The sequence below is a fragment of the Limnobacter sp. G6BE5S genome (assembly GCF_058448965.1).
On record NZ_JBZFLM010000001.1, the window covers coordinates 220,502 to 245,833 of the forward strand.

A 25,332-nucleotide genomic window follows, 5' to 3' on the forward strand; every position below is an offset into this window, starting at 1 on the left:
CATGAGCACCGAAGCCGCAACCCCCACTTGTAACATTGCCCTGACCGACGCAGCCCAGGAACGAATTCTTGACCTGCGCGACAACATGCACAAACCGGCGATGATCCGCCTGTATGTGCAGGGGGGCGGCTGTTCGGGCTTTGAATACAAAATCGACCTGGCCCGCGAAACCGACGAGGACGACATTCTGCTGCAAATCAACCCCTACATTCACATTTATGTAGACCCGGTGAGCGCCCCGTACCTGGAGGGCACCACGATCGACTACGAAGCCCACACCCTGGCTTCACGCTTTGTATTCAACAACCCGCAAGCGAAAAGCACCTGTGGGTGTGGATCAAGCTTTTCGGTGGAATAAACCACAACTTGTTTCTGGTTCTATACAAAATTTGATTTTTGTATAGAATGGGAAACAAGATGCCAGCCAAATTTGATCTAAAAACCTCAGCGCCCCGCGAGCAATTGCTTGCCTTGGGGCAACAATTGAAGCAACACCGCAAGGCCAATAAGCTAAGTGCCGATGCGGTGGCTACTGCTGCCGGCCTTTCCCGCACGACCTTGCACCGAATTGAACTGGGCGAAGCCTCTGTGGCTGCCGGGGCCTATTGGGCCGTGGTTGCCGCATTGGGCTTGACGTGCGGAATTATTGCAAAGGGTACCACTGCGGCCGATGCGGTTTCCGACAACATCGATTTAAAAAAATATCCACAACTGAAACTGCTGGCCTGGCATGTGCAAGGCACGGATTGGCTTACACCGCAACAGGCTTGGGACATTTATGTACGCAACTGGCGGCATATTGATGAAGCAGCAGTTTCTGCGAAAGAAAGAAAGTTGATTGATCAACTGCGTGCGACATTTGAGCCTGACTCAAAGGACAAAATTTGAATGTTTAAACGCACACACCACCAAGCCATTGAGCAAGTGCTTCGCTTGATGAATGCAGAGTTATTGAAAGCCCACTGAATGTGTTGGTACTCTTTAAAGACAACACCACCCTGGTGTCCCAGTTGCGTGAAGTGCGTGCAGATCAATACGGTATTCGAACTGCGATTGGCTTGGGGCAGCACATGATTAAATTTGAAATTGTGCTGGAAGGTCGAATTGAGTTTGATACGCCAAACGACGATGACACGGTATGTGGCGTTACAGCCTTAAGCAGTGTTGATTTGGTCGCAAGCAAATTGCTGGCGAACTCAGACCGTTGGGCAGATGAAGGCGTATTCAATCGTGATCTGATTGACTTGGCCATGATGAAGCCAGCGCACGACGCATTTGCAAAAGCATGCACCAAGGCTGAAACTGCCTACGGCGCGAGCATTCGACAAGACCTTGAAAAGGCAATTGGTAAACTACTGGACAAGCCAGACTGGCTGGAAAAGTGCATGCGCGCCATGAACATGAATGACACCGCACCCGCAGTTGTAGTGACCGCTGTGCTGTCACTTCGCAATATATTGAAAAAAATCAACGGCACTTGATTTCTTCTTTGAACTCGTCGTACTTCGCCTCGCGTTTAACCCTGCATTCACCGTCTTGATATTCCTCTTTCCAGGGCGCATCGGCCACGGGTGAAAAACCATCTTCGCACTTCACTTCTTTCTTGTACTCGTAAGGTTTTGACTCAATTTTGACGCGGCAAGGGCCATCCCAATATTCTTGTTTGCTGCGCTCCCAATAGCCGTAATCACCACCACCCCAGGCGAATGCGGTGCTGGTGAATGCAAATGTGCTTAGTGCTGCGCTTAGGATTTTAAAGAACTTCATGGGTACTACCTCGGAACGTTTGCGATTGAGGTAATAACGGGTGGATGAATCGGGGAGTTGACGATGGGATTAGCAAGCAATAAAATGGGATATTCACTTTGCATATCCCATGAGGGTATTATGGAAAAATCAACCGTATTCATGAGCAGTCGCACTCAAGCAGTGCGCTTACCCAAAGCCGTGGCTTTGCCAGCAGATGTGAAAGTTGTCGACGTAATTGCAGTAGGCAGAACCCGCATTATTTCACCAGCGGGTGAGTCTTGGGACAGTTGGTTCAACGGTCTGGGGGTGACCAATGACTTCATGTCGGATCGAGATCAGCCTGAACCACAAGAAAGAGAATCATTTTGATGTTGAAGTACATGCTCGACACCGACATCTGTATTTACGCAATAAAAAACCAACCTGCTGAAGTTAAACGCGCATTCGAGCATCATTACGGCCAGTTCTGCATTAGTGCTGTTACTGCGATGGAACTGGTCTTCGGCGCAGAAAAGTCGAGTAACGTGGAACGAAACCTGAACGTTATCGAAGGTTTCATGGCGCGCCTTGATGTGCTGGAATATGACAAGGCGGCTGCTATACAAACCGCGCAAATAAAAGCCGAACTCGCGAGATGTGGAACCCCTATAGGCTCGTACGATGTGATGCTTGCGGGGCACGCACGCAGCCAGGGACTGATCATGGTCACAAACAATTTGCGTGAGTTTTCCAGGGTGTCGGGATTGCGATCTGAAAGCTGGGTTGCGAGACCTACAAGTGTCTAGTTAACTCGGGGCGTTTCACTTAAATAAAGACACTACTCCCCCACAAATCGAAGCCCAATTTCACGTAATTTTTTGTTAGCGAGCGTGTCATAGATTGAATCGATTTTTCTTTGATTTTTTTTGATTAACGTAAATTTCTCTACTAAGAACTTAATTAGGTCTATTAACGTTGCTTCGACACCCTCCAAGTTGTCGTCTCGGATTTCAGCAAACATTGGGTAATCTGTGCTTTGCTCTCTGAGAATAGCGACCGAATCGGATTCAAACTCTTTGACTGCTTCTTTCAAAATAGATAACGAGTATTCTTTCGCACCAACATCAATAAGGTTTATGACCAAACCATCAGAGTAGTATCGATCCGTCATAAAGACCAAGACCCAACCCCCTCCCTCGAACTTGATCTCACCACTCAAACTTACTGGAATTCTTTTTAATCCAAGCGAAATTATCGAATCGTCATACGAATCAATCAAAGCAATCAGTGATTTTTTCATGCGAGCTCCGTTAATTTTTTGTCATATACCCAGTTCTTGGGTCAACCTCATAACCCGCCTCAGAAAGATGCTTTATCTCACGACCATACCCAGTCAATGAGTTATCCGCTTTGAATAAAACATCTGCAGTGGGTCTAGTTGCCAAAGCAATATCGTCACCCCTACTAATCGCCTCATCCAAGAATGGTCGATTCACTTCATTCCAAAACTGTTCCGGATTTTTATACATATCGTCAGGAACATTTAATACGTTAAAAGCACCTTTTTTCTCGGCAAAGTCTGTAGTTTTCGGGTATTCCAACTGGTTGTTAATTATGTCGTTCATATCTTTTTGGTAGCTACCCAAAATCGTAGTAGTTCGATTCGGATTCGGATAAAAAATCACACCGCTACTGGTCGTAACCTGATTTGGAACACGTCCGAGTTTCGCATCTTTACAACGCAACCCCCACGGATCCACCCATGTCATTGGGTTCGGCGCGTACTGGTAGGCGTTCATCCCACCCAGCAAACCAATCGGGTCTTGCGTGGTGAACTGTCCGCACTCGGGGTCGTAGTACCTGTACCTGTTGTAGTGTAGCCCTGTTTCTTCGTCGCAATACTGCCCCTGAAACCGCAAGGGGTTGTCTACTTCGGTCACGGCTGCAAGGGCCAGTGCGCCGTAAGTTTTAAACCGGGCAGACCACACCACTTCCGCTTTGCTGTTTGTGATTTCTCGCGGCGTGCCAATGTAATCGGTGTGGTAGTGAAACACTTCACCGTTTTGAACCAGTGCAAGCGGTTTGAAGCTGAATAGTTCAAACAGATAAGCGCGGGAACCGTTGCTGCCCACCTCGCCTAACAGCACATCGCCATTCCAGAAAAAGGTGGTGCTGCTACCTTCGCTGATTTTTGAAATACGCCTGCCCAGTGCGTCGTAGGCATAGCGGGTTATAGCCCCCGCCACATTCACTTCAACAAGCTGGTTTTGGGCGTTGTAGGTGTAGCGTGTTACCTGCCCCTGGCGTGCGCCACGCTCAATAATTTCTTCAATGCGGTTGCCACGTGCATCGTAACTAAACAGCCTGTCGCCTTGGCGCTTTAAGCGATTGCCCGGCGTTTGTTGCGGCCTTCGGGCGTTGGGGCTTGTGGGTTCAGGCAAAGCCTTGTTGGCCTGCGCATCGGTGGCGTCTTGCCCGTCGAGTGCCTCAAGCAGGTTGCTGGCGGGGTCGAACAAAAACGCTTCGGGGTTGGGGCCTTCCACCACGCGCAGGCGATCCAGCAAGTCGTAGTGGTACAGGTTGGTGCCGTGGCCTTGGTCGTCAATGCGCACCAGTTGGTTGCGCTGGTTGTAGCAGTAGCGCCTGCGGGAAACGGTGGGTGAAAGGTCACCCGGTTTTTCACGCCGGTTGACCTGCCCCACCAACCTGCCCTGTGGGTCGTACAGGCTTTGGGTGTGCACCTGATTGCTTCGCTTGCGCACCACTTCGCGACCCAGGGTGTCGCGCTCAAACTGCGCCAACAATTCGCCATTGAAATTGATTTCGCCAAGCAGGCCGAGCGCATTGTATTGGTAGGCCAAATTGCCCGCGGCAATTGCGCCGCCTGCCATGGCACTCCAACTGCTTTGCTTTAACCAGCCAGCCGGGTTGTATTGGTGTTCAATGCGATGTTGGTCTTGCAGCTCGGCCAGCACGCGGCCTTCGGCATCGACTTCCCATTGAAGATTGCGCTGTGCGTTGTTGGCCTGTATCAGCTGGCCCTGAAGGTTGTAGGCAAAGGAAGCTTCTTCGCCATCGCTATGCGCTGCCTTGGTTAAACGCCCCAATGCATCGCGCGTGTAACGCGTGCAAGCCAGCGGTTGATTGCTCGATACGCCCCATTCCTGCCTTTCGAGCAGATAACCCACTGCGTTGTACTGGTAGGTTTGCACGCGGCCGTCGAAGCCGCTTTCTTTCACAAGGCGCTCGGCCAGGTCGTATTCAAAATGGCAGCTTTGTCCATTTTCATTTTGAAGTTCGACCAAATTGCGTTCGCTGTCGTAGCGGTAACGCAAGGTAAAACCTTGTGCATCAGTGCGTGCGGTGGGTTGGCTTAAGCGGTCTGCGTATTCATACACCGTGCTTCGGCCTGTGGGGTCGGTGATGCATTGCAGTTGCCCCAGTGGGGTGTAGCTGTACTGCGTGGTCAACCCTTCATGGTTGCTGGCCCGGGTGCAGCGGCCCATTAAATCGTAGGCGTAATCGGCTGTGCGCCCCAGCGGGTTGCAAACGCTGGCCAACCTGCCCCATGCGTCGAACTGGTAAGTGGTGCTGCTGCCCAAGGTATCGGTTTGCGCCTGCAACTGCCCTTGGGCGTTGTACAACAGCCGGGTGCTGTGGCCCAAGGGGTTGATCACTTCGCACAGCAAGCCCAGGGCGTTGTACCGGTAACGGGTGGTGGCACCGGTTGCGTTGGTGTGGCTGCTTGGCAAACCCTCGGGGGTGTAGGTGTTCAAGCGCACATGGTCTGCGGCATCGGTGTGTTTTAGCACCTGCCCTTGCGGGTTGAGTTCAAACCGGTGCACCAGCCCAAGCTTGTTGGTGTAAGCCACCAAGTAACCTTGGCTGTTGTACTGAAACTGCTCCCGGTGACCCAGTGCATCTACGCGTTCCAACACTTGCCCGTTGTTGTTGTAGCGTGTGCGGGTAATTGCGCCTTCAGGGTTCTTCTCGAACACCGGCAAACCCTGTGCATTGAACTGATAGGCGGTGCGCCCACCGCGGCTGTCGATGGCGGTGTTGTAAGTACCCCATTCAAACTGGTAGCGGTAAGTGGGCTGACCTAGAACAGGGTCGCCCCACTGGCGCACACAGCGGGAAATTGACTCTGTTTTTTCCCATTCAAAATAAATGTTGTAGCCACTTTTCAAGGTGCGCTGCGTGAGCACATTGCCGCTGTTGTAGGTGTAGCGTTCCTCAAAGCCAGCGGCATCCAGCGCACCCACCAGTTGGCCTTGCAGGTTGTAACGGTATTGCACCAGCGTTAGCTGGTTGTTACCGCCTTGCGCCAGTTGCGCAATGTGCTCAATTAAACCTTGGGTGTTGTAGCCCAGCACCCAGGTGCTTTGGCTGCTTTGAATTCGTGTGGCTTTTCCATCGGTGTAGTCGATGTGCAGGAAATTGCCAAAGGCATCGGCAATACTTACCAATGCCCCGTGTTCAAAATACCTTCGCAGGCCCAAACCGTTGCTGGCTTGCAGCTGGAATGAATGTTCGCCCGTTCGTACCAGCGTTAAAAATTCACTGGTGTTGGTGCAGCGCTGGCCTACCTTTAAGGGTTTGAAGTAAACCGTGCGGCCTTCGTCGTCGATGTAGTTCAGGCCAGCCGGTTCGGTTTCAATGCGTTGCGCAAGCGGGTACGCCCAACCCGCGCCCAACCCTGCATTAAAGCCCTGTTCAGCCAGGCTGCTGCGGTAAGTGCGTTGCCAGTTCAAGCCCACCAACCCAGGTAGCGAACAATCCTGCAGCTGCAACAACTCCTCGCCGTTGATCATGCTGATGGGTTCGCCCGCTGTTGTGGTGTCGGCTACTTTGGGTGTGCTTGCCCCTTGCGAAGTTTGGGTGGGTGTTTTGTTGGTGTCGGTATTTTTTTCACCTGCGGGTGCGGCACCCCGTTTGGCGGGCGCGGGTGCAGAAGGCGAGCCCGCAGTGGCGCGCAACTTGTGGGCCTTTGCTTTTTCTACCGCCTTGGCGTAATTGGCCAAATGCCGAATTGCCGCCATGGTGAAGGGGCCAACGTGGCTTGCTGCGCGGGTAACATTGGCACCGGCCCGCGCAACCCCCACAGCAATGCTTCCACCCAATGTGGCCAAGGCCAGCAACACTTCAATGCCAATGACCACCACCACGGTGGCCGCATTGCTCAAGCGCCGAAGGTGGGGCACGCTTTCGGAATAGCCATCGAGAAATTCGAACAAACCCGCACGCAGCAGGTGGTCTGAGCCGATCAGGTTGAACAGCCGCATGCCCTCTTTCAAGGTGGCGATCATTTCTTGTGCTGTGCCGTAAGCGGCCATGCCAGCGCCAATCAACATTTGCTGAATTTGCGCAAAGTTGGAATTGATCAGCGTCTCGAACCCAGCGCAGGTGGCTTTTACTGCATTGGCTGTGAACTCAACACTTATTTTGATCAAGTCCCAAAGGCCTTGAATAAACCCCATGGCTGCGGCGCCCGCGCCTTGACCAAGCGCTTTGCCTTCATTCCACAATTCGACAATTCTGCTCTTGACCTTGAATTCAAGGTTTTGTGAATCGTGTTCGCGCCAGCGGGCCAGCAAAATACTGGCCATTTCAACCAGCGCTTTGCCACGTTCGTGCTCGGCACTGCCCACAGGGTGGGCTTGCAATTTGGCTTCGTTGGCCCAGTAAATGCTGTTGGAGTTAAGCAGGTCTTTTTGCGGATCTGCTGAAAGCGGAAATTTGACCACCAGCAAATCGCCAGTGAATGCGGCGGTGCGTTGCCTTTCGCTGCGGCCAACGAAAAAGCCGTCTGCATACAAATCGCCCTGCACCAATCCGAAATGACTGAGCACCTTGCAATCCACAGTGTCGCCGGTGCGCGTGCGCGGAAAGCCGTGCAGCATGAGCTCATCGAGTTCGGTGTCGTTAATGGACTCGCGGTGCAAGGCCAACCAAGGCGACAACTCGGTGCGTTTGTCAAAAAAAGCCCAATAGTTGCCGCGAAACCGCAGCCCCAAACCAGGCTTGACCGATTGACCAAAAACGGGAATTTGAACGAAATTCATGAAAGCAGCGCGGGCGAATAACCGTGCGAAGTTACTTGCCTGCCTGGATTTCAGCGAATTGAATCAGTTTGGGTGATGGTAGCCGGGTGATGGGGTGAGCACCCGGCTTTCAGAATATGCGGTTCAGACGATTTTTGCGTTTCTAAACAACTGGTCGACGGTAAGCCGGGCCAGGCTGCTTTCATCGCGGGGATCGGTGGAGGAATACATGCTGACCTGCAAGGCGTCGAGCACGGCGAACAGGCGGTTCACGCTGATCGACCCCGGGTTTTTTTCCAGAGACGACACCGTGCGCTGATCAATGCCAAGCCTTTCACCCAGCTGCTTCTGGGTCAGCCCCAGTTCACGCCTGCGCGTGCGGATCAGCACGGTGACGTCACTCAGATTTATTTTTTTCAGTGCCATAGTGTTTTGAATTTACTTTGTAATTACAACTTGATGACCGCCATTTTTTCTTGCGTCATGTCGTGCATGGTGGGGCCAATTCCGCCAACCCCGTAACCCGACTGCCGCCGCCCAGCAAAAGGCATCCAATCAACGCGAAACGCCGTGTGATCGTTGACCATGACTGCGGTGGCATCAATTTCACGCACGCAGCGCATGGCCACTTTTAACTTCTGGGTAAACACCGCCGCCTGAAACGCAACTGGCAAGCTGTTGGCTTGTTCAATTGCATCGGCCAGCGATTCGGTGCCGTAAACACACACCACGGGGCCAAACACTTCTTGGGTACTGACTTTGGCATCGCGGGGCGGGTTTAAAAGCACGGTGGGTGCATAAGTTGTGTCACCCAGCCTTTGGCCACCACACAACACCTGTGCACCACCTGTTACAGCTTCATTTACCCAGTGCTCAACGCGCTTGACTTCATTCGGGTTGACCAAGGGGCCGCATTCGGTGTCGGCCAAAATTGCATTGCCTACTTTTAGCCGGGAAGCCTTGTCAGCAATGGCTTGCGCCAAGGCTGTGGCCATGTCTTCTGGCGCATAAACGCGCTGCACACTGACGCACACCTGCCCCGAATGATAAAAACCGCCCTTGACCAGCGCGGGGATCATGGTGTCGAGATCGGCGCAATCATCAACAATGACTGGAGCAACACCGCCGTGCTCAAGTGCGCAGCGCGTGCCAGGGGCCAATTTGCTTTTTAGCCGCCACCCCACAGCACCAGAACCAATGAAACTGAAAAACGCCACGCGGTGATCGGTCACCATTTGTTCAGCAACATCGCTTTTGCAGGGCGCAAAGCGGCACCATTCCTCGGGCAGGCCCGCTTCATACAACATGCTCACAAAGGCCTGGCAACTTAAGGGGGTGGCACTGGCTGGCTTCACCAGCACAGGGCAGCCGGTGGCAATGGCGGGGCCCACCTGGTGAACAATCAAATTCAGGGGGTGGTTAAATGCCGATACCGCCACCACAGGGCCAATGGGTTCACGGGTGGTAAACGCCATGCGGCCAGAACCAGCGGCGGTCAGGTCCATGGGAATTTCACTGCCTGTGAGGTGGCCCAGCTCTTTGATGCACAGTTCGACACCATCAATGGCGCGGGTTACTTCCACCTTGGCGTCCATCAGGGGCTTGCCGCCCTCGTTGGCAATTTGACAAGCCAGTTCATCGAACCGGCCTTGCATAAGCTGCGCTGTTTTTTTCAGAATGGCGATGCGCTTGTGGGCGGGCAACCATCCCGAGCGGGTTTTGTGCAGCTGGTGGGCGGTGTTTAACCAACCATCAATGGTTTGCCAATCGACCAGTTTCACTTCGCCAATCGGCTTCAAATCAAAGGGATTGACCACTTCCAAAGTGGCGTTGTTCACTGAGTTGCTCATATCAAACACACCTTTGCGGCCAATTCATCGATCAGCACGCGTTTGTTTTCAGAGTAGTCCACGGGAACGTCCACAATGTGCACACCGCCCGCCTGAAATGCCCGATCAAAGGTGGGCACCAGGTCGGCTGCGCTGCCCACACGGTGGCCTGTTGCGCCATAGGCCTCGGCATACTTCACAAAGTCGGGGTTGCCAAATTCAAGCCCCCAATCGGCAAAGCCAGCGTGCTCTTGCTTCCAGCGGATCATGCCGTAAGAACTGTCATTCAAAATGGTAACGACCAGGTTCATCTTCAGGCGTACGGCAGTTTCAATTTCTTGAGAATTCATCATGAACCCGCCGTCGCCACAAATGGCCATCACCCGCCTGTCGGGGTACAGCATGGCCGCCATCATGGCAGACGGCAGGCCTGCACCCATGGTGGCCAGCGCGTTGTCCAGCAGCACGGTGTTGGGCTCGTAAGCTTTGTAATTTCGGGCGTACCACAGTTTGTAAATGCCGTTGTCCAGCGCAATGATGTCTTTGGCGCCCATGGCACGGCGGGTTTCAGCCACCAGCCTTTGGGGAATAACCGGAAAGCGGTCGTCGTCGGCGCCTTCTTTGATGTGCAGTTCAACTTCTTCGCGAATGCGGTTGAAGTATGCCAAATCGCACACCACTTTGCCACCAATTTTCTGGGTCAGTTTTTGCACCGAGCGGGCCACATCGCCCACCACTTCGCACTGCGGAAAATACACCTGATCGACTTTGGCTGAACGGTAATTCACATGGATTACTTTTTTTCCGCCAACGGCCATGAAGAACGGTGGCTTCTCGACGACATCGTGGCCCACATTGATGATGAGGTCGGCCCGCTCAATGGCGCAGTGCAGATAATCACCATCAGAAAGTGCAGCGGTGCCCAAGAAATGGGGTGAGCCTTCGTCGACTACGCCCTTGCCCATTTGCGTGCTGAAAAAAGGAATTCCTGTGGTTTCAATAAATTCCTGCAAGGCCAAGCGTGCCTGCTTGCGGTTTGCACCCGCGCCCAGCAACACCAAGGGCATGCGGGCGGAGCGGATCATGGACACCGCTTCGTTGAGCACCACGTCGTCGGCCACGGCATAGTGCCTTTCGCTACGGGGAATAATCGGTGCGCTGGTGGGCTCTGCGGCAATGTCTTCGGGCAATTCCAGCAGCACAGCACCGGGGCGTTCTTCTTCGGCAATGCGGAATGCCTCGCGAACCAAAGCGGGAATGGTGTTGCCATGAACAATCTGCTTGCTCATTTTGCAGATCGGATCGAACAGATTGACCACATCAATGATTTGAAACTGGCCCTGCTTGGACTTTTTGATGGGCTTTTGCCCGGTGATCATGATGAGCGGAAACGCACCCAAGTGTGCATACGCTGCCGGGGTGGTGAAGTTGGTGGCGCCCGGCCCCAGTGTGGCCATGCACACACCGGCACGACCAGTTAAACGCCCGTAGGTGGCGGCCATGAAACCCGCCCCTTGCTCGTGGCGGGTAAGCACCAGCTTGATGCTGCTGTTGCGCAGGCTTTCAACCATGTCGAGATTTTCTTCGCCGGGTACTGCGAAAATGTGCTTGACACCTTCGGCCTCCAGGGCCCGAACGAATAAGTCAGATGCTTTGGTGCCTTGGGTCGACATGGGCGTTCTCCTTTTTTGGGGGAACGATCAGTGTCTGCCTGTTAGATTTCAATATCAATACTTTTATCCATTCTGGATAGTATTGACTGTTTTTTTCAGGCCACCTTCAGTGCCATTAAACCTGTGCTGATATGGTCTGTCACCTTCGGCTTCACGGTTTTGCCATTGCTGCCGGTGAGCACATATTCAGCCGGGTTAAAGCGTGCAACGCGCATGCGGTACTCGGCATTCAAGCCGGGGTACAGCGTGTTGTTGCGGCCATTGGGGCTTAGGTACCAACTGGCGCAACCACTTTTCCACACAGTGTGGTCGCTGCGGAAGTCCATGGTGTTCACAAACTTCTTTTCAACCTCGGGCTTCACGACAATTGCTTTCAACTTGCGTTTTTGACGCAGTTTAATCGCTTGAATGACATAGCCGATTTGTGCCTCTGCGTAAGCGATTACCGAGGTGTGACCGGGGCCGGTGAAGGGGCCAACCAGGAAATACAGGTTTGGAAAACCAGCGGTTGAAATGCCTTGGTAGGCTTCTGAGCCGTCTTTCCACTTCTCGTGCAGGCTTGCACCGCCAATGCCTTTGGTATCGATGGGCGAACCAGTGTGGCGTACTTCGTAGCCTGTGGCGTAAATGATCACGTCGAGCTCATGCTCCACACCATCGGCTGTGCGAATGCCTTTCTCAGTGATGCAATCAATGGCGTTGGTTTCCAAATGCACATGCTCTTTTTGCATGGTGGGGTACCAATCGGAACTCACCAATACACGCTTGCAACCGAACTTGAAAGTGGGGGTCAGCTTCTTGCGCAACTCGGGGTCTTTCACCTTGCGAGCCAAATAGCTGCTGGACATTTTTTCAGGCTGGGCCTTGAACATGTCGTACTTCAAAATCAAAAACGGCGCAGTCAGTTCATTGAACCAGTAAACACCCAAGCGATTCATTTTCATGTTCAGCGGGGTTTTGCGGTTCAGTGCTTTCTCCGCTTCTTCAATGTTGCGGTCTGGGCGCGGCATAATCCAGTTGGCTGTGCGCTGAAACACCACCAGGTTTTTCACCTTGTCTGCAATGGCTGGGCCAACCTGCACGGCTGTGGCGCCAGTACCAATCAGGCCAACACGCTTGCCTTCCAGTTCAACAGAATGGTCCCATGCAGCTGTGTGCACGGTTTTGCCTTTGAACTTTTCAGCGCCTTTGAATTCAGCCACCTTGGGTGCACTGAACGGGCCAACCGCGGTGACTACATTGCGAGCCTGAATGGTTTTACCATCGGCTGTGGTGATATTCCAAAGCCCAGCCTCTTCATCAAACACAGAACCGCTGATGCTGGTGTTGAATTGAATGTGAGGGTACACGCCGTACTTGGTGGCGCAGTGGCGCAGGTATTTGTAAATTTCGCCTTGCTTGGCGTAGCTGTTGCTCCACTCGGCCCAAGGCTCGAAGGAATAGCTGTAAAGGCTGCTTTTTACGTCGCAACCGCAACCGGGATACGTGTTGTCGCGCCAGGTGCCGCCCACATCGTGGCCTTTGTCGAAAATCTTGAAATTGGTTTCACCTGCTTTCAGCAGTTGAATACCCATGCCCAAGCCTGAAACGCCTGCGCCGACGATTGCAACTTCAAGAATATTTTGTACTTCTTTTTTTGAGCTGGCCATGTGTGCTGTCTCGTGTTGTAGTGGTTTTCGATGAGTTGCAGTGTAGGGGCTTGGGTGCAACAGGCGTGAGTGTGAAAAGTGACGACTTTGGAGTCAATTTGGGCCAAGCTCATGAACTGTTTGCTTTTTAAAGTTACAAAAATGGTCTTTTTGACTCTTCCATGCATGTAATCGATCGATTACAATAACTCAACTGATGTTTAAACTAAAAAGTCTTCCCACGTTCACAGACTGGCTAGAATCACTCGAAGACAAAATTGTGAAAGGCGCGATTCTTGGGCGACTTCGATTGAATAAGGAGTTTCTCAAATGACAAAAATCAAACTGACACTCGATGAGCTTGACGACTTCTCAATCGCTGAGCACCTAGATAGCCCAGAGACCATCGCCGCGTACTTGACGGATATTCTTGAGAGCAATGACCCCGCCCTTTTAGCCGCTGCCTTGGGCGATATCGCTCGTGCAAAAGGTATGAGTGATGTTGCAAAGTGCACGGGAATTACTCGCGAAGCGCTTTACAAAGCGCTTCGAAAAAATGCCTCACCGCGATTTGAGACCGTGAGCAAAGTATGCTCTGCATTTGGAGTCAAACTCGTGGCGCAGGCCATGCACTGACCACTAATTGAATTAGCAGCAGAGGAGTACAACATGGAATGGTTTCAAGCGCTCACAACCCTGGCCTTGGGTGGTTTGTTCGGCGGTATTTTGGCGTTCTCGGCCTTGTTTGCCCCGTTGGTATTCACAAAGCTGCCCATGGAACAAGCTGGGCCATTCATTCGGGCAGTGTTCCCGTGGTACTACCTGTACGTGATCGTGTTTGGCTTTCTCAGTGCAATTTTTGCAGGGCTTTCGGGCGGCAGCTTTTGGGTGTTGTTCCCCTCGGCTTTGGTGGGTTTAGCCAGTGTGTACACCCGGCAAGTGTTGATGCTTCAAATCAATGAGCTGCGCGACCGGGAACTGGCGGGCGACAAAGCCGCTGGTGCTGAATTCAACAGCAAGCACCGGCTTAGCGTGATCATTAACAGCGTGCAACTGCTGGTGGCAGCGGCCACCCTGGTTTACTGGGCATGGAACTGAAAGACCTGCCGCAGCTTAGGCTGCTGGAACAAACCACGGTGGCGCAAGCCTATCCGCTGTTTTTCGTGAACTATGCGGTGCAGCGTGGTTTCGCGGCTGAACAAATTCTGGAACACAGCGGGCTGACCCTTGCCCAGTTACAGGTGCCCAACAGCCGCATTGCCGCGGCACAGCACGGCATTATTGTGATGAATTTGCTGGCGCTGTTTCAAAGCGAACACATTGCCATCGAGATGGGTTTGCAAAGCAGCCTGACCAAAGCCGGCATGATCGGCTTTGGTTTGATGAGTTGCGCCACCCTGCGTGAAGCGATCGAGTTGGGCATTCGGTTTTTGCCCACCAAAGTGCCCTTCTACACCATTGACACCAGCGAAGACGAACGCACTTTGGTGTGCCATGTTCGCGAGGCCATGCCGCTTGAGCCCGTGCGCAAATTCGCCATCGAAAACTTTGTAATTGAAGTGTGGCGCCTGTTCGAAAGCCTGTTCAACCCCATGGGCAGCAAAAGCGAGGCAAGTGGTATCGAGCTGTGGTTTGACTGGCCTGAACCGCCCTATTACGCGAGTTACGCCAGCAGCCTGCCCAAGTGCCGTTTCAATGCGGCAGGCAATCAAATTCGAATTCCCGCCAAATGGCTTGACCTGCCTTTGCCCACCGCCAATGCCACCACAGCGCAAATGGTGATTCAACAATGCGAGCAGGAATTGATTGCCCTGGGCCTAGGCGACAATTTAAGCGGGCGCGTGAAAAACCTGCTGATTTGCCGGGACGGCCGCTACCCGCAGCTTGAAGACATGGCCGAGACCCTGCACATGTCGGTACGCACCTTGAAGCGTAAATTACAAAACGAAGGGCGAAACTTCAGCGATTTACTGGGCGAGGTCATTCAACGCGATGCCTGCCTGTTGCTTGAGACCACGAAGCTGAACGTGGATGAAATAGCCCAGCGTGTGGGTTACCAAGACCGCGCCAACTTCACGCGTGCATTTAAAAAACTGACCGGCAAAACGCCGAGCGAATACCGGGAGTGGGTGAATTACGTCGTCAAAAAATGACTGACCAAACCTTGCGCATCGGTGTCGTGCGGCAGGCTGACATGGTCAGTTCCTTTCACTGTAGCCACCAAGGGTTTCACTGCAAAGTGCTGCATTAACCGCAACGAAGAATCGTGCGGCACCACCTGATCATTTTCAGCCAGCAACACAAAGGTCGGATTGCGCACATTCACAGCGCATTCATGCGATTTGAACTTGCTGCGCAACAACAGCGAGACAGGTGCCAGGGGTACTCTCTTTTTGGCAATGCTGATCAAACTGTCGTAAGGCGTAAACAACACCAGTTTGTGCACGGGTGTGCTGGCTGCCAACTGCATGGCCACGCCTGTACCCAGGCTACGCCCAATGACCGAAATTTGATTGCGGTCGCACCAAGGTTGTTCAGCCACCCATTTGTAAATGGCGCGTGCATCGGCCACCAAATGCTTTTCCATGGGCTTGCCCTTGGAGTTGCCGTAGCCCCGGTAATTGAAGAACACCAAGGGCAGGTTTTTAAAACCTTGTGCTTCGTTCAGCAACCAGCGCACGTCTTCGCTGCGGCCACCAAAATAAATGGCACAGGGTGCTTTGCTGCCTGCGCCGCCCATGCCCGTAGGCATGCGAACCCAACCTTCCAGTTCAATGCCCGGTGCCACCTGCAAACGCAATTCGGTGAATTCGTGCGCATGGTGGGTCAGTACTTCGTGGTGCTTCAAAGCGGGGCTGAATATGTGCCTGGTCTGGCTGAAGTACAGGTAGGTCCAATAGGCCGCAAAACCCATGGAGGCGGACAATGCCACGCGTGGCATCAACCGTGACTCCAAAACCGGGTTTTGTTTTTCTTGAACATACTTCATGGCTGCACTTCTTTACAAAAGGGTTACGGGTCACACTACACAGTGTATTGAAACCAAATTGTCACAAAGGTTCAAAATGCTTGCAGAAACGGCGTTAAATCAACGTTTGGAAGGAATTGCCCACATGACCTGTCACAATGACAATTCATATTTCAGGAAATATTCCCGAGACAAAACAGGGAAACTTCCGTAGCGTCGAAGCATTCAGCAGGGAGAAAACAAGACATGAAATTCAAAGTAAGTGTGGTTGCATTGGGCATGACAGTGGCCATGGCGGCCTGTTCTAAAAAAGAAGAAACTGTGCCCCCTGAAGCTGCAGTTCCGGTCGAGCAGGTTGCGCCGCAGGCAGTGGCTTACATTACACACCAAGACGGCCCGGTGACCATTTACTCGTTGGCCGACTATTCCAAGATTGGCGAAATTAACGTGGGCGAAGGTGGTCGCGGTGTGGGTTTAACCGACGACGGCAAACTGCTGGTGGTGGCCGTGAAAGAAACCAAAGACCTGGCCATCATTGACACCGCAACCAACCAGGTGGTGCGCCGCGTGCCCGTGGGCATTAACCCCGAATTTGTACGCGTACTTGGCAACCTGGCCTTTGTGGCTTATGAACCGGCATCGAAAGGTGGCCCCCCACCCAAGCCTGGCTCTGCTGAAGCCAAGGCCATTGAGAAAGAACGCGAGGAAGGGGATGAACTACCCGCACAGGTGGCAATTATCGACTTGGTGAAAGGCGAGAAAATCAAGGAAATTACAGCCGGGTTTGAAACCGAGGGCATCGAGTTTTCTGCCGATGGCAAACACATTATTGTGACCAATGAAGCCGATGAAAATGTGTCGGTTCACGACATTGAAACCGGTGAGAAAATCAAACAGATCGACACGGAAAGCTACGGCATTCGGCCCCGTGGCGTGAAGCGCTCACCCGATGGCGAACAGTTTGTGGTGACCCTGGAATACGGTAACAAAATGCTGATTCTGGACAAAAACTACAATGTGATTAACGAGGCCGCCACCGGCGAAGTTCCCTACGGTGTTACCTACACCCGCGACGGTTCTGAAATTGTAGTGGCGCTGGCGCGTGGCAAAGCGATTCAGGTATTTGATGCCAAAACGCTGGAACTTAAACGCGAAATGCCAGTGGGCGAACGCTGCTGGCACTTCAGCTTCACACCCAATGACAAAAAATTGATAGTGGCCTGCGGTCGCAGCAACAATATTTTGGTGCTGGACTACGCCACAGGCAATGTGATCAAAGACATTCCGGAGGGCAACATGCCTTGGGGTGTCATGGTGTCGCCAAAGTCAGTTGGGTCGTTGGACATACCCGGCTAAGCAAGTTTTTTTGATCGTTTGTACTCCTAAACGAATTTTCCGCGTTAATCAACGAAACGGTTGCCATCATGCAACATATCACCAGGATTAACGTCGTTTAGGAGTCACCTATGAGACGCGTATTTAACGTAATTGACGCCAGTGCGGCATCCCGCACAGCGCGTACAAAAACCGCAACGAATCAATGTATTGAAACCATTCAATCCAGTTGGGCCCAAGCACTTCGATGTGACTTTGGCCGCACTCGCGACGCCATGTTGTGTCACCTGGCTGAAACCACACAGGAATTGGCGCATCAATACCCAAATGACGCAAAGGTTCTGCTTTGGAACGGTATTGTACTGACGGGATATGCAAAATCGTTGGGTGGGCTTTGCGCGCTGCAATTTCAGGCCCATGCAAAAGCGTCATTTGAACGTGCCATTTCACTGGCACCAAACGACGGTGCAGCCTACCTTTACCTGGGTTTGCTGTATGACCATGCACCGGCCGCACCCTACGGCTTTGGCGACGAAAGCATTGCAAAGTCCTTGTTGGAGCAAGGCCTTAAACTCACCATGAATTCGACCGAGCAGCTGCGTCGCGCATAAAAAAAAGGAAGGCCAACTCTGCTTGACCTTCCTTTTTCTTGAAGCAACAACCGAAAAAATTAACGGTTGGCAATGTACATGGTGATTTCAAAACCAAAACGCATGTCTACAAATTGTGGGGTGGTCCAGCTCATGTCTACTTCTCCAATGTTGTTGTTTGGGCAGGCAGGTGTTTTTGCCATGTCATTAGATTACTAAACCCTGCTCAGGAATTTTGCCCGAGCTAAGTTGTTATTGTTCCAGCATCGCCATCATCTGTGCAAGTTCTTGCGTTTGTCTCTGCAAAACATGCTGCGCCAGGTTTCGAATAAATGGGGTGCCTGCTGCACGCGATGGCAGGGTCGACATGCTGACAGCGCCCTGGTGATGTTCGATCATCAATTTTAGAAAACTCGCTTCCCTTTCCTTCAGCGTCATCGACCCATCCCCCAATTTCTTGATTGATGAAGATTCCACCAGACCAGCCATGCCCAACGGACTTCGCTCACAACGCTCCAGGTACAGTGCTTCATTGACATTCAACAACTGGGAATTGTTTTTCATCCACCCCATCAAATCACCGCTCGCAGGCAAAGAGGCCGCACGCTGACCAGCCAACCAGCCCTTTAAGCTCTCCATCTCCATGGACTGTTCGCGAACTATGCGGCTAGCCAATCCTTGAACTGCAGACTGTTGATCGCCTTGCATCAAACTTGCCATGATCAAGGCCTGCTGGTGATGCACCAACATACTTTGCGCGTACCCGATATCAATATCAATCCGATTCTCTACTGCGGACTCAGGAGATAAAGGTGCGCGGGTATCTGCCTGGGGAGCAAGCCACCACCCCAGCAAAAGCCCCAGGAAAAACAATCCATACTTGCCCATATTCACGATTATTTGGGCAACACTGCGGGATCTAATTTGACCACTTGAAAACCTGCACACTGCGAAGTAAACCAGATCTCATTTTTTTCAAGAATGAATCGTGGCTGCGAAGAAGTCCAATCTGCGCCAAAACAATTACCCGTCACATTGAAAGTAGAACCACCTTTTTGACCTGGACTCATTGCTGGATTGAAGTAAGCGATTTCTTTAACCAAATTTGGTTTTGAAATATCGAATACCCTTAGCCCCGAGTTGAAGTAGCTACAAGCCATCAGTTTCGCGTCATTTGGATCATCTACCTGGCAATAATGACTGTCATATCCAAACAGGGCCAACCCCGCTGTGTCTGCAGAGGCTTCAACGCAATTTTCAGGCTGATTAATTTCAAGCGTAAGCTTGGACAGCAATCGAATGTTGCTGATGTCACTGACATCAAATATGCGCGGGATTCCAAACGGCAAGCGACCTGAGCCACAGGTAACAATGCGACTCGCTGCGGCATTGACTCCGTCAGAGCCCAGTTCATCCACAGTAATCAGGTGGTCTTTGCCGGCAATTTTCACAGGAATTGTGTGTTGTGCCACCGATCCATCTGCCCAGTAAACCTCTGCCAAAAGTACCGGACTTGGGTCTGTCATCCGCCGACTAATCGGCGTGAAATCATAAATCGCAAAACCGTTGGTATTGTTACCTTCATTGCGCGCGGTACCAGACAAGGTGACGTAACCACGTGTTCCGTCCGCGCTAACTGACAAACCATGCACACCGACAGGCGGGGTAAATTTCGTGATGAATTCGGGTGACGATGGATTTGTTACATCAATTGCATAGTATTGCCCCTGATTCAGATCACCACCGTAATACGTCAAGCCATCAGGAGCCCATTCGCCCTCATGACCAATTACGGTGTCGTCTGCCAAAGGACCACTGAAGAGCAACCTTGGCTGCACGCAGTTTTTGGATATGTCGTAAACATCAAACTCTGGGCCACCGCCAGCACTTGTGCCATTGACAGCCGCCAATAAACCACGCTGCACGTTGACCTTCAAGGATTCCCATGGATCAAGCATTGACACGCTGGTAAGGCGCCCAGCATCGACGGGGTTGCTTGAATCGCTCACGTCCATCACGACCGTGCCGGGTCGCTGCAAATTTGCTCTGGGAACACTGGGCGAAGACACTGCTGTGGCCGCGAATGCCTGGCCATAATAGGAGCAGTTGCGATAGGAGGTATGCATCCAACTTGCGCCCTCACCCTCGTACTGCGACACCAAATCAATATTGCAATTACTTCCTTGAAACCCGGCCAGCCTCTCGCTCAATGGCACCTGACCTTGAAGTGCAGACTCAGCCCGATCACCCTCACGACACTGAGCCCTGGGAATTGAAGTTTGGGTAGCAAGGGTATCTTCTTCATTTGGCGCTACGGGGCTTCGATTACCAGCATTCGGCGTAACCGCATCACCTCCGCCTAAACAACCGCTCAATACCAAAGTTACACAACACATGCCCCATGCTGACCGCGAAATATCTTTAGTCATAGTCCCCCCCACCGCTCTGAATTTAATTAGTGTTTTGTTTTTATTACTTTTTTTTCAACACAATGGATTCAAAACAACAAGGTCAGATCAGAACATAAGGGGGTGTCAATTAAATCAAAGGGCTGGTTAATCCCCACCCAATGGCCAGCTTGGTCAGTTCAATGTCATTACTGACCTGCAATTTCTTTTTGATTTGGTAATGAATGTTGTGAATGGTTTTTGCGCTGAGAAAAAGCAGCTCACCAATTTGCTCGGCAGATTGCCCCGCAACCAGCAAACACAACACCTCGAACTCCCGGCTGCTGAGTTCACCCAGCCCGCCCCGGTTGTCACGCAAGCGTGACAGCGCCATTAAACGCGACAAGTCGGCACTGATGAAGGTGCGCCCAGCCAACACCTCACCGATCGCCCTTAACAGCACCTCGGGCCGGCTGCTTTTGGTCACATAACCTTTTGCACCAGCGTCCATGCACGCGCGGGCCAATTCGATCGAATTGTGCATGGTGAACATGAGAAACTTTACGTCAGGCCAACGCCCCAACACCCGCTGAATCAAACTCAAGCCCACCGGTTCGGGCATGCTGATGTCGCAAATGATCAAGACCGGCAATTCCTTCTGGCAGGCGGCAAAAGCTTCTTGTGCGTTTTCCGCTTCGCGAACCTGACTAAAACCGCCTTGCGTTTCCAGCAAGTGCCGGTAACCTGCGCGCACCACGGCGTGGTCGTCTACCAGCAAAACATTGCAGTCGGTGTTATTCATGCGGCACCTTGTTGCTGAAATTGGGCTGAGACCACAAACTGCCCTTCTTCAATTTGGGCGTTGAACACACCGCCATGCACCCGCACCCGTTCAGCCAGCAAATTCAGACCCATGCCGCCCGAGGGCGCAGGTGTTTTAGAAGATGGATGCATGGTGTTCTCAACACGAAGTTCCAACACCTTTTTATCCAAGATTAAACTTACTTTCACGGCAGAACCGCCAGGCGCTGAATGTCGCCGAGCGTTGGCCAGGCACTCCTCGACCGTGCGGTAAACACAAAGCGCGCGGTCTTTGTCCAACTTGCCCAGCGCAACAGGGTCAAGACTCAGGTTCACAGTCCAACCGCTGCCGGCATTAATCTCCCAGCGGGTACACAGGTCTTGAATGGCCATGCCCAAGTCGGCACCCTCCAACACGGGCGGGCACTTGTTCACCAAGACTGCGCGCATGCGCTCGAATGCACCTTCAATTTGTAGATCAATTTCTTCCAGCTTTTCCTGCACCCCGGTATCGCCACCCTTTAACTGCGCACGCAGTTGTGCGCAATTGACGGCGATCAGACTTAATGACTGGCCCAGATCTGCATGCACCCAATGCGCCAATTCCCGCCGTTCTTCTTCCTGGACGTTCAGCAATTTCATCATCAGGCTGCGGCGGGTTTGGGTCAGGCGCCATAGGCGATCATTCAGGCGATTCACCCCTTGTGCAATGCGGCCAAACTCGCGAGGCTGTACATCAGGCAATTGCTCGGGGGGCGGGCTGTCCTCGGAAATGGCAATGGAGTCAATTTTCTCCACCAAGGTGGCTGCTGGCTGCAAGGCGCGCCCGATCACCGCATAGGAAAGGGCTGCAAGACTGGCTACAATCAGGCTACTGAGCAGTAGCAAGTCTCGCAGAGTGTGCCAAAACTTTGCCAGCACCAATTGCGGATCAGCAGTAATGGTCAACTCGCCAAACGGCTGCCCCCACAACCCTACCGCCTGCGGTGCGGATTCAATTTGCACACCCAATAGCTGCATTAACTTTGCTTCAACAGGGTGGCGAACCAGGTTGTCACAGCCCTCTTGCCGCACCTGCCCGTTCCAGCCCTCATAGCGAATGCAGTACGGTGCCAGCAACAAGCCATACTGGCTGCCCACCAACACCGGCGACCCTTCAATTTCCGGGTTGATTTGCCGCTTGTACATGGAGTATTCCACCATCTCGTGCAGGCGGGCAGCGTCGCTGGCCAAGGCCTGGTCTACCTCATTGGCCGTGCGCAACACCACATAGGCGGAAATCAACACCCAGCACAACAGGCCCAGGGTGATCATTCGCACCAGCAAGTAGCGTTTCAGGTTCATGCAAACAGTTTAATCGGCGTTGGGCTGCAAGTGCGCCAGTGCGACCTCCCCATGCAGGCGGGCCGCCAGCTTTCTTGCAACCGAATAATTGCTCACTGCCTCGCCACGGTTTTGAACACCCAGCCGCCCGAAGGCCTCCTTGATGTGTGCGTTTACCGTGTCGGGACTCATACCCAATATCTTTGCAATTTCCTTGCCTGTTCTACCCAGGGACACCTGTTCCATGACCTGCGCCTGCTTGATGGTCAAGGGCTTGGGGCTACCGGGCATTTGAATCAGGCTTTGAAACTCGTTGCGTTGAGAAATTGAATTCAGGTTCACTGAATCGCGTTTCAGGAAAGATTGAACCTGAACCATGAGCTCTTTGTAGTGCTGACTTTTTGAGAGCAGCAATGCGCCTGAGTCGACGATCTGTCGTTCAATTTTTACATCACTCAACGCTGTAAAAAACATACGGAATGAACTCGGAAAGCGCTGTGAGACCAAGTCAATTACCTCGGCAGGCTCGCTGTTGGGCAACACCAGGTCGGACACCACCAAATCAAAATCGGCAGACTCGATGTGGTGCAATTGATCCACCGATTCGACAATGCGGGTCGTTAGCCCGGGAACAACTGCACCAATAATTTCTTCAACGACCATGGCCGAAGTCGGATGGTCCTCCAGTATCAATAAATTCTTCAAACCCCTATCCCTAAAAGTACGGCTATCAACGTGGCGATATTTATAATTTTTATGTGAATTATTCGTGCGATTATTAAATGAAATGTTTAGTTATGTAAAGAATTCAAAATGCACGAAAATCAAATCACCACATTGCGGTACAGGAGTTCAAAGTTGAAATTTCTGGGGCCCGCTAAATTTCGCGATGCCCAGCAGCAGTAACATGCCCAGCAAGCCCATTAGGTTAATTGCGCCACCGCCGCCCCCACCGCCTGATGATGCGGTGGTTCCAGAGGAAGGCGAACCATCCGCAGTTTCCTGAGCCATCGGGTCGGTTGCGGTAATTTGGCGAGAGTCCGAGTCCAGAGTCACGTCGCTCACAAAAAGTGTTTGACCCGCAGAGGCCGCTTGAACTTCCGAGCTTTCGCTCACCCGATCCGCCTCGAAGCTCAAACGATAAACACCCGGAATTGAGAGGTTGATCACAAAACTACTGCTGTCCCGTGCAAACGACACAGAGTAGCTTGAGGGATCCACAGCGGGATCATTGGCCACCAGACCAATTGAAGACGCATCGACGTTATTGACTGTGCCAGAGAACTGAAAACTGGCTGTTTCTGTTGGGTTGGATTCCTCTGGTTCAGAGGGCAGTTCACCACCATCGCTAATGGGCTGGTTGCTTGAGGTGTCCTCGTCAGGCGCAGGCTCAACAACTTCGTCGGACGCTGGTGGTGAAGTTGTTGTGCCACTAATGTCAACACCAGTCACCGCCAACAGAAATGCTGATGTATTCAGAATGGTGCCGCAGGGTCGCGGATTATTCACGGGATCGCTAATTTGAACGCAGTAGGATTCAGGATCCTGAAACTCATGGCCGGTGTCTTTCAGCGCTTGAATGAGGCTGGCCGAGGTGACCCCTTCACTGAGACCCAGTCGAAGCGCGGTAGCCAGAACACCACTGACCAAAGGGGTTGCAAAACTGGTTCCTGAAGCGAAACTGACGCCATTCATGGACCTTAAAATGCTGGGCTCGGTCAAAGGCAGGTTGTCTCCCACACTGGGTTCACCACCCAATGTAGACGTAATCAACGCGGGGCTTACATTGCCGTATGACGCATCGCCAAAACGTGTGGTTGATGCGCCCACCGAAATGACACCGTTGCAATTGGCTGGCGCGAAAGGCACTTGTTCACCGTACAGCGCGCTGTTGCCAGCGGCAGCTACGATCAAGGTACTGCTGTTGTTCAATACAAAATCAATGGCAGCCTGCTCAAAAGAGGAACAGCTTGAATTACCCCCCAATGACAGGTTAACCACATTGGCCGGATTGTTGTTGGGGGGCAAACGCGCAAAAAACTCAAAGTTTGGATCTTCGCCCGACTCAACCACAAACCTGTCGTACAGGCCAACTGACCACAGCACCCCGAACATGACGCTGACGGAGTCCCCACCGCTGTCACTCAACACGCGAATTTGACTGACCCTAAGCTCACGGTCCATTCCAACGATTCCGCTGCTGTTGTCAGCCGCTGCATTAATCAGCGATTGAACTTTACTGCCGTGATAAAAAGGCTCACCGCCATTTGCGCCAGATGTGGCGGGTTCGGTTGCATCGGCAAATAGTGCACTGTTGCTGACAAAGCGCTCATTGTTGAAATCGTAATCAACACCTTCCACAAAATTCGCTTCGACATCAAACTGATTATTTAAATCTGGGGCTGGTGCAATACCCGTGTCGAGAACGGCAACCCGAACCATCGACTCTGCGCTAGATGGCGTGCGCTCCAGCAGCTTTACAAATTCAGAGTCGTACACAGGGCTCGATGTCTGATTCGCGCCGGTGTATAGATTTTTTTGATTGGGATATCCCGGGTCATTGAAAATAAAAGGCTTGTAAATTCGGTTCTCGGACACCGAACGCACCGAAGAGTTTGCGCGAAGCAGCTTGAGAACTTGAGCCCGGTCTGCCGTAGTACGCATGTCCTTTGCATTAACCACCCAGAATCTTTTGAGTAGTCGCCCGCCCACTGCAGCATTGATTTTTGTATCGGCCAATACCTTTTTAACCAAAGGTTGACTTGCCTCATTGGGAAGAACCCGCAAGCTCTCGTCTGCCAGCTCGAGAAAAAGAATCTTTTCTTCGGGCACAAGTGGCCTTGCGGCGTCTGCACTTTCAGTTGCTATCGTTTTGGATTTCGTCTTGACTGTTTGTGCCCACACATCAACCGAAAGTGCGTAGGCGCTGAATGTCACCATTGCAACACCGAGAATTGCCGAGTACTTCATTACAACCTCTGCTTCAACTATTACTTCAAATTAATGCCCACGGTGCGCAGTGATTT

At 52.3% G+C, this 25,332-nt stretch carries 25 protein-coding genes; 10 read left to right on the plus strand and 15 right to left on the minus strand.

The features are described 5' to 3' along the window. The first annotated feature begins 1 nt into the window (after position 1). The 3 genes from ACVL1J_RS01065 (at position 2) to ACVL1J_RS01075 (ending at position 1,481) form a co-directional block, all read left to right on the plus strand. Entirely contained in the window at positions 2-358 is a 357-nt protein-coding gene (locus tag ACVL1J_RS01065) for a HesB/IscA family protein (protein WP_341238236.1), read from the plus strand. A 47-nt stretch (positions 359-405) separates the two neighbouring features. Beyond that, positions 406-888 (plus strand): helix-turn-helix domain-containing protein, encoded by a 483-nt coding sequence (locus tag ACVL1J_RS01070; protein ID WP_491665060.1) that lies wholly within the window; start codon positions 406-408, stop codon positions 886-888. Positions 889-968: 80 nt separating this feature from the next. After that, positions 969-1,481: a nucleotidyl transferase AbiEii/AbiGii toxin family protein gene (locus tag ACVL1J_RS01075; RefSeq protein ID WP_491665061.1), complete on the plus strand. Its 513-nt coding sequence runs from the start codon at positions 969-971 to the stop codon at positions 1,479-1,481. Here the strand turns inward: ACVL1J_RS01075 and ACVL1J_RS01080 are convergent. Beyond that, positions 1,468-1,767: a hypothetical protein gene (locus ACVL1J_RS01080; RefSeq protein ID WP_491665062.1), complete on the minus strand. Its 300-nt coding sequence runs from the start codon at positions 1,765-1,767 to the stop codon at positions 1,468-1,470. The two genes, ACVL1J_RS01075 and ACVL1J_RS01080, sit on opposite strands and share 14 nt — an antisense overlap. Positions 1,768-1,887: 120 nt before the next feature. Between ACVL1J_RS01080 and vapB the strand changes: the two genes are divergently transcribed. Both vapB and vapC read left to right on the plus strand, forming a co-directional pair. Continuing rightward, entirely contained in the window at positions 1,888-2,118 is a 231-nt protein-coding gene (vapB, locus tag ACVL1J_RS01085) for a type II toxin-antitoxin system VapB family antitoxin (RefSeq protein ID WP_159568052.1), read from the plus strand. Beyond that, complete coding sequence (vapC, locus tag ACVL1J_RS01090) at positions 2,118-2,534, plus strand: type II toxin-antitoxin system tRNA(fMet)-specific endonuclease VapC (RefSeq protein WP_159568051.1); 417 nt, start codon at positions 2,118-2,120, stop codon at positions 2,532-2,534. The genes vapB and vapC overlap by 1 nt, the downstream gene beginning before the upstream one ends. Positions 2,535-2,566: 32 nt before the next feature. Here vapC and ACVL1J_RS01095 read toward each other — a convergent pair whose 3' ends face one another. The 6 genes from ACVL1J_RS01095 to ACVL1J_RS01120 all read right to left on the minus strand — a co-directional run bounded on the left by ACVL1J_RS01095 (position 2,567) and on the right by ACVL1J_RS01120 (position 12,923). Beyond that, entirely contained in the window at positions 2,567-3,028 is a 462-nt protein-coding gene (locus tag ACVL1J_RS01095; RefSeq protein WP_159568050.1) for a hypothetical protein, read from the minus strand. Between the two features lie 10 nt (positions 3,029-3,038). Then, positions 3,039-7,793: an RHS repeat-associated core domain-containing protein gene (locus ACVL1J_RS01100; RefSeq protein WP_491665063.1), complete on the minus strand. Its 4,755-nt coding sequence runs from the start codon at positions 7,791-7,793 to the stop codon at positions 3,039-3,041. 123 nt (positions 7,794-7,916) lie between these two features. Further along, positions 7,917-8,198 carry a helix-turn-helix domain-containing protein gene (locus ACVL1J_RS01105; protein WP_159568048.1) on the minus strand — a complete coding sequence of 94 codons (282 nt, stop codon included), beginning with the start codon at positions 8,196-8,198 and terminating at the stop codon, positions 7,917-7,919. Between the two features lie 23 nt (positions 8,199-8,221). Then, positions 8,222-9,622: an aldehyde dehydrogenase family protein gene (locus ACVL1J_RS01110; protein ID WP_491665064.1), complete on the minus strand. Its 1,401-nt coding sequence runs from the start codon at positions 9,620-9,622 to the stop codon at positions 8,222-8,224. Beyond that, entirely contained in the window at positions 9,619-11,274 is a 1,656-nt protein-coding gene (locus ACVL1J_RS01115; RefSeq protein ID WP_341238011.1) for an acetolactate synthase large subunit, read from the minus strand. Before ACVL1J_RS01115 ends, ACVL1J_RS01110 begins: the two co-directional genes overlap by 4 nt. 95 nt (positions 11,275-11,369) lie before the next feature. Beyond that, complete coding sequence (locus tag ACVL1J_RS01120) at positions 11,370-12,923, minus strand: flavin-containing monooxygenase (protein ID WP_341238012.1); 1,554 nt, start codon at positions 12,921-12,923, stop codon at positions 11,370-11,372. Positions 12,924-13,232: 309 nt separating this feature from the next. Here ACVL1J_RS01120 and ACVL1J_RS01125 point away from each other — a divergent pair, with 309 nt between their 5' ends. The 3 genes from ACVL1J_RS01125 to ACVL1J_RS01135 are packed head-to-tail and all read left to right on the plus strand — an operon-like array spanning position 13,233 to position 15,055. Then, positions 13,233-13,538 (plus strand): addiction module antidote protein, encoded by a 306-nt coding sequence (locus ACVL1J_RS01125; protein WP_159568042.1) that lies wholly within the window; start codon positions 13,233-13,235, stop codon positions 13,536-13,538. Positions 13,539-13,571: 33 nt separating this feature from the next. Next, positions 13,572-14,000 (plus strand): DUF4149 domain-containing protein, encoded by a 429-nt coding sequence (locus ACVL1J_RS01130; RefSeq protein ID WP_394673344.1) that lies wholly within the window; start codon positions 13,572-13,574, stop codon positions 13,998-14,000. After that, complete coding sequence (locus tag ACVL1J_RS01135; RefSeq protein ID WP_394673343.1) at positions 13,991-15,055, plus strand: AraC family transcriptional regulator; 1,065 nt, start codon at positions 13,991-13,993, stop codon at positions 15,053-15,055. The genes ACVL1J_RS01130 and ACVL1J_RS01135 overlap by 10 nt, the downstream gene beginning before the upstream one ends. Here the strand turns inward: ACVL1J_RS01135 and ACVL1J_RS01140 are convergent. Beyond that, a complete protein-coding gene (locus ACVL1J_RS01140) occupies positions 15,037-15,891 on the minus strand; it encodes an alpha/beta hydrolase (protein ID WP_159568039.1) in 855 nt (284 codons plus the stop codon). The genes ACVL1J_RS01135 and ACVL1J_RS01140 overlap by 19 nt on opposite strands. A 225-nt stretch (positions 15,892-16,116) precedes the next feature. Here ACVL1J_RS01140 and ACVL1J_RS01145 point away from each other — a divergent pair, with 225 nt between their 5' ends. Then, the gene (locus ACVL1J_RS01145) at positions 16,117-17,226 is read left to right on the plus strand and encodes a cytochrome D1 domain-containing protein (protein WP_394673342.1); all 1,110 of its coding nucleotides are present in this window, start codon (positions 16,117-16,119) and stop codon (positions 17,224-17,226) included. A gap of 110 nt (positions 17,227-17,336) precedes the next feature. After that, positions 17,337-17,816, plus strand: coding sequence for a TRAP transporter TatT component family protein (locus ACVL1J_RS01150; RefSeq protein ID WP_159568037.1), 480 nt, complete (start codon positions 17,337-17,339; stop codon positions 17,814-17,816). Between the two features lie 59 nt (positions 17,817-17,875). Here ACVL1J_RS01150 and pqqA read toward each other — a convergent pair whose 3' ends face one another. From pqqA to ACVL1J_RS01185, 7 genes are all read right to left on the minus strand, one after another. After that, positions 17,876-17,950, minus strand: a complete 75-nt coding sequence (gene pqqA, locus ACVL1J_RS01155) for a pyrroloquinoline quinone precursor peptide PqqA (protein ID WP_008247588.1) — start codon at positions 17,948-17,950, stop codon at positions 17,876-17,878. Positions 17,951-18,047: 97 nt separating this feature from the next. Further along, entirely contained in the window at positions 18,048-18,683 is a 636-nt protein-coding gene (locus ACVL1J_RS01160) for a DUF305 domain-containing protein (RefSeq protein ID WP_341238284.1), read from the minus strand. 8 nt (positions 18,684-18,691) lie between these two features. After that, the gene (locus ACVL1J_RS01165; RefSeq protein ID WP_491665065.1) at positions 18,692-20,005 is read right to left on the minus strand and encodes an LVIVD repeat-containing protein; all 1,314 of its coding nucleotides are present in this window, start codon (positions 20,003-20,005) and stop codon (positions 18,692-18,694) included. A 328-nt stretch (positions 20,006-20,333) separates the two neighbouring features. Next, positions 20,334-20,984 carry a response regulator gene (locus ACVL1J_RS01170; protein ID WP_491665066.1) on the minus strand — a complete coding sequence of 217 codons (651 nt, stop codon included), beginning with the start codon at positions 20,982-20,984 and terminating at the stop codon, positions 20,334-20,336. Next, positions 20,981-22,327: a sensor histidine kinase gene (locus ACVL1J_RS01175; RefSeq protein ID WP_491665067.1), complete on the minus strand. Its 1,347-nt coding sequence runs from the start codon at positions 22,325-22,327 to the stop codon at positions 20,981-20,983. The genes ACVL1J_RS01170 and ACVL1J_RS01175 overlap by 4 nt, the downstream gene beginning before the upstream one ends. Positions 22,328-22,336: 9 nt before the next feature. Continuing rightward, a complete protein-coding gene (locus ACVL1J_RS01180; RefSeq protein WP_341237764.1) occupies positions 22,337-23,011 on the minus strand; it encodes a LuxR C-terminal-related transcriptional regulator in 675 nt (224 codons plus the stop codon). Positions 23,012-23,158: 147 nt separating this feature from the next. Further along, positions 23,159-25,276, minus strand: a complete 2,118-nt coding sequence (locus tag ACVL1J_RS01185) for a S8 family serine peptidase (RefSeq protein WP_491665068.1) — start codon at positions 25,274-25,276, stop codon at positions 23,159-23,161. Positions 25,277-25,332: the final 56 nt, after the last annotated feature.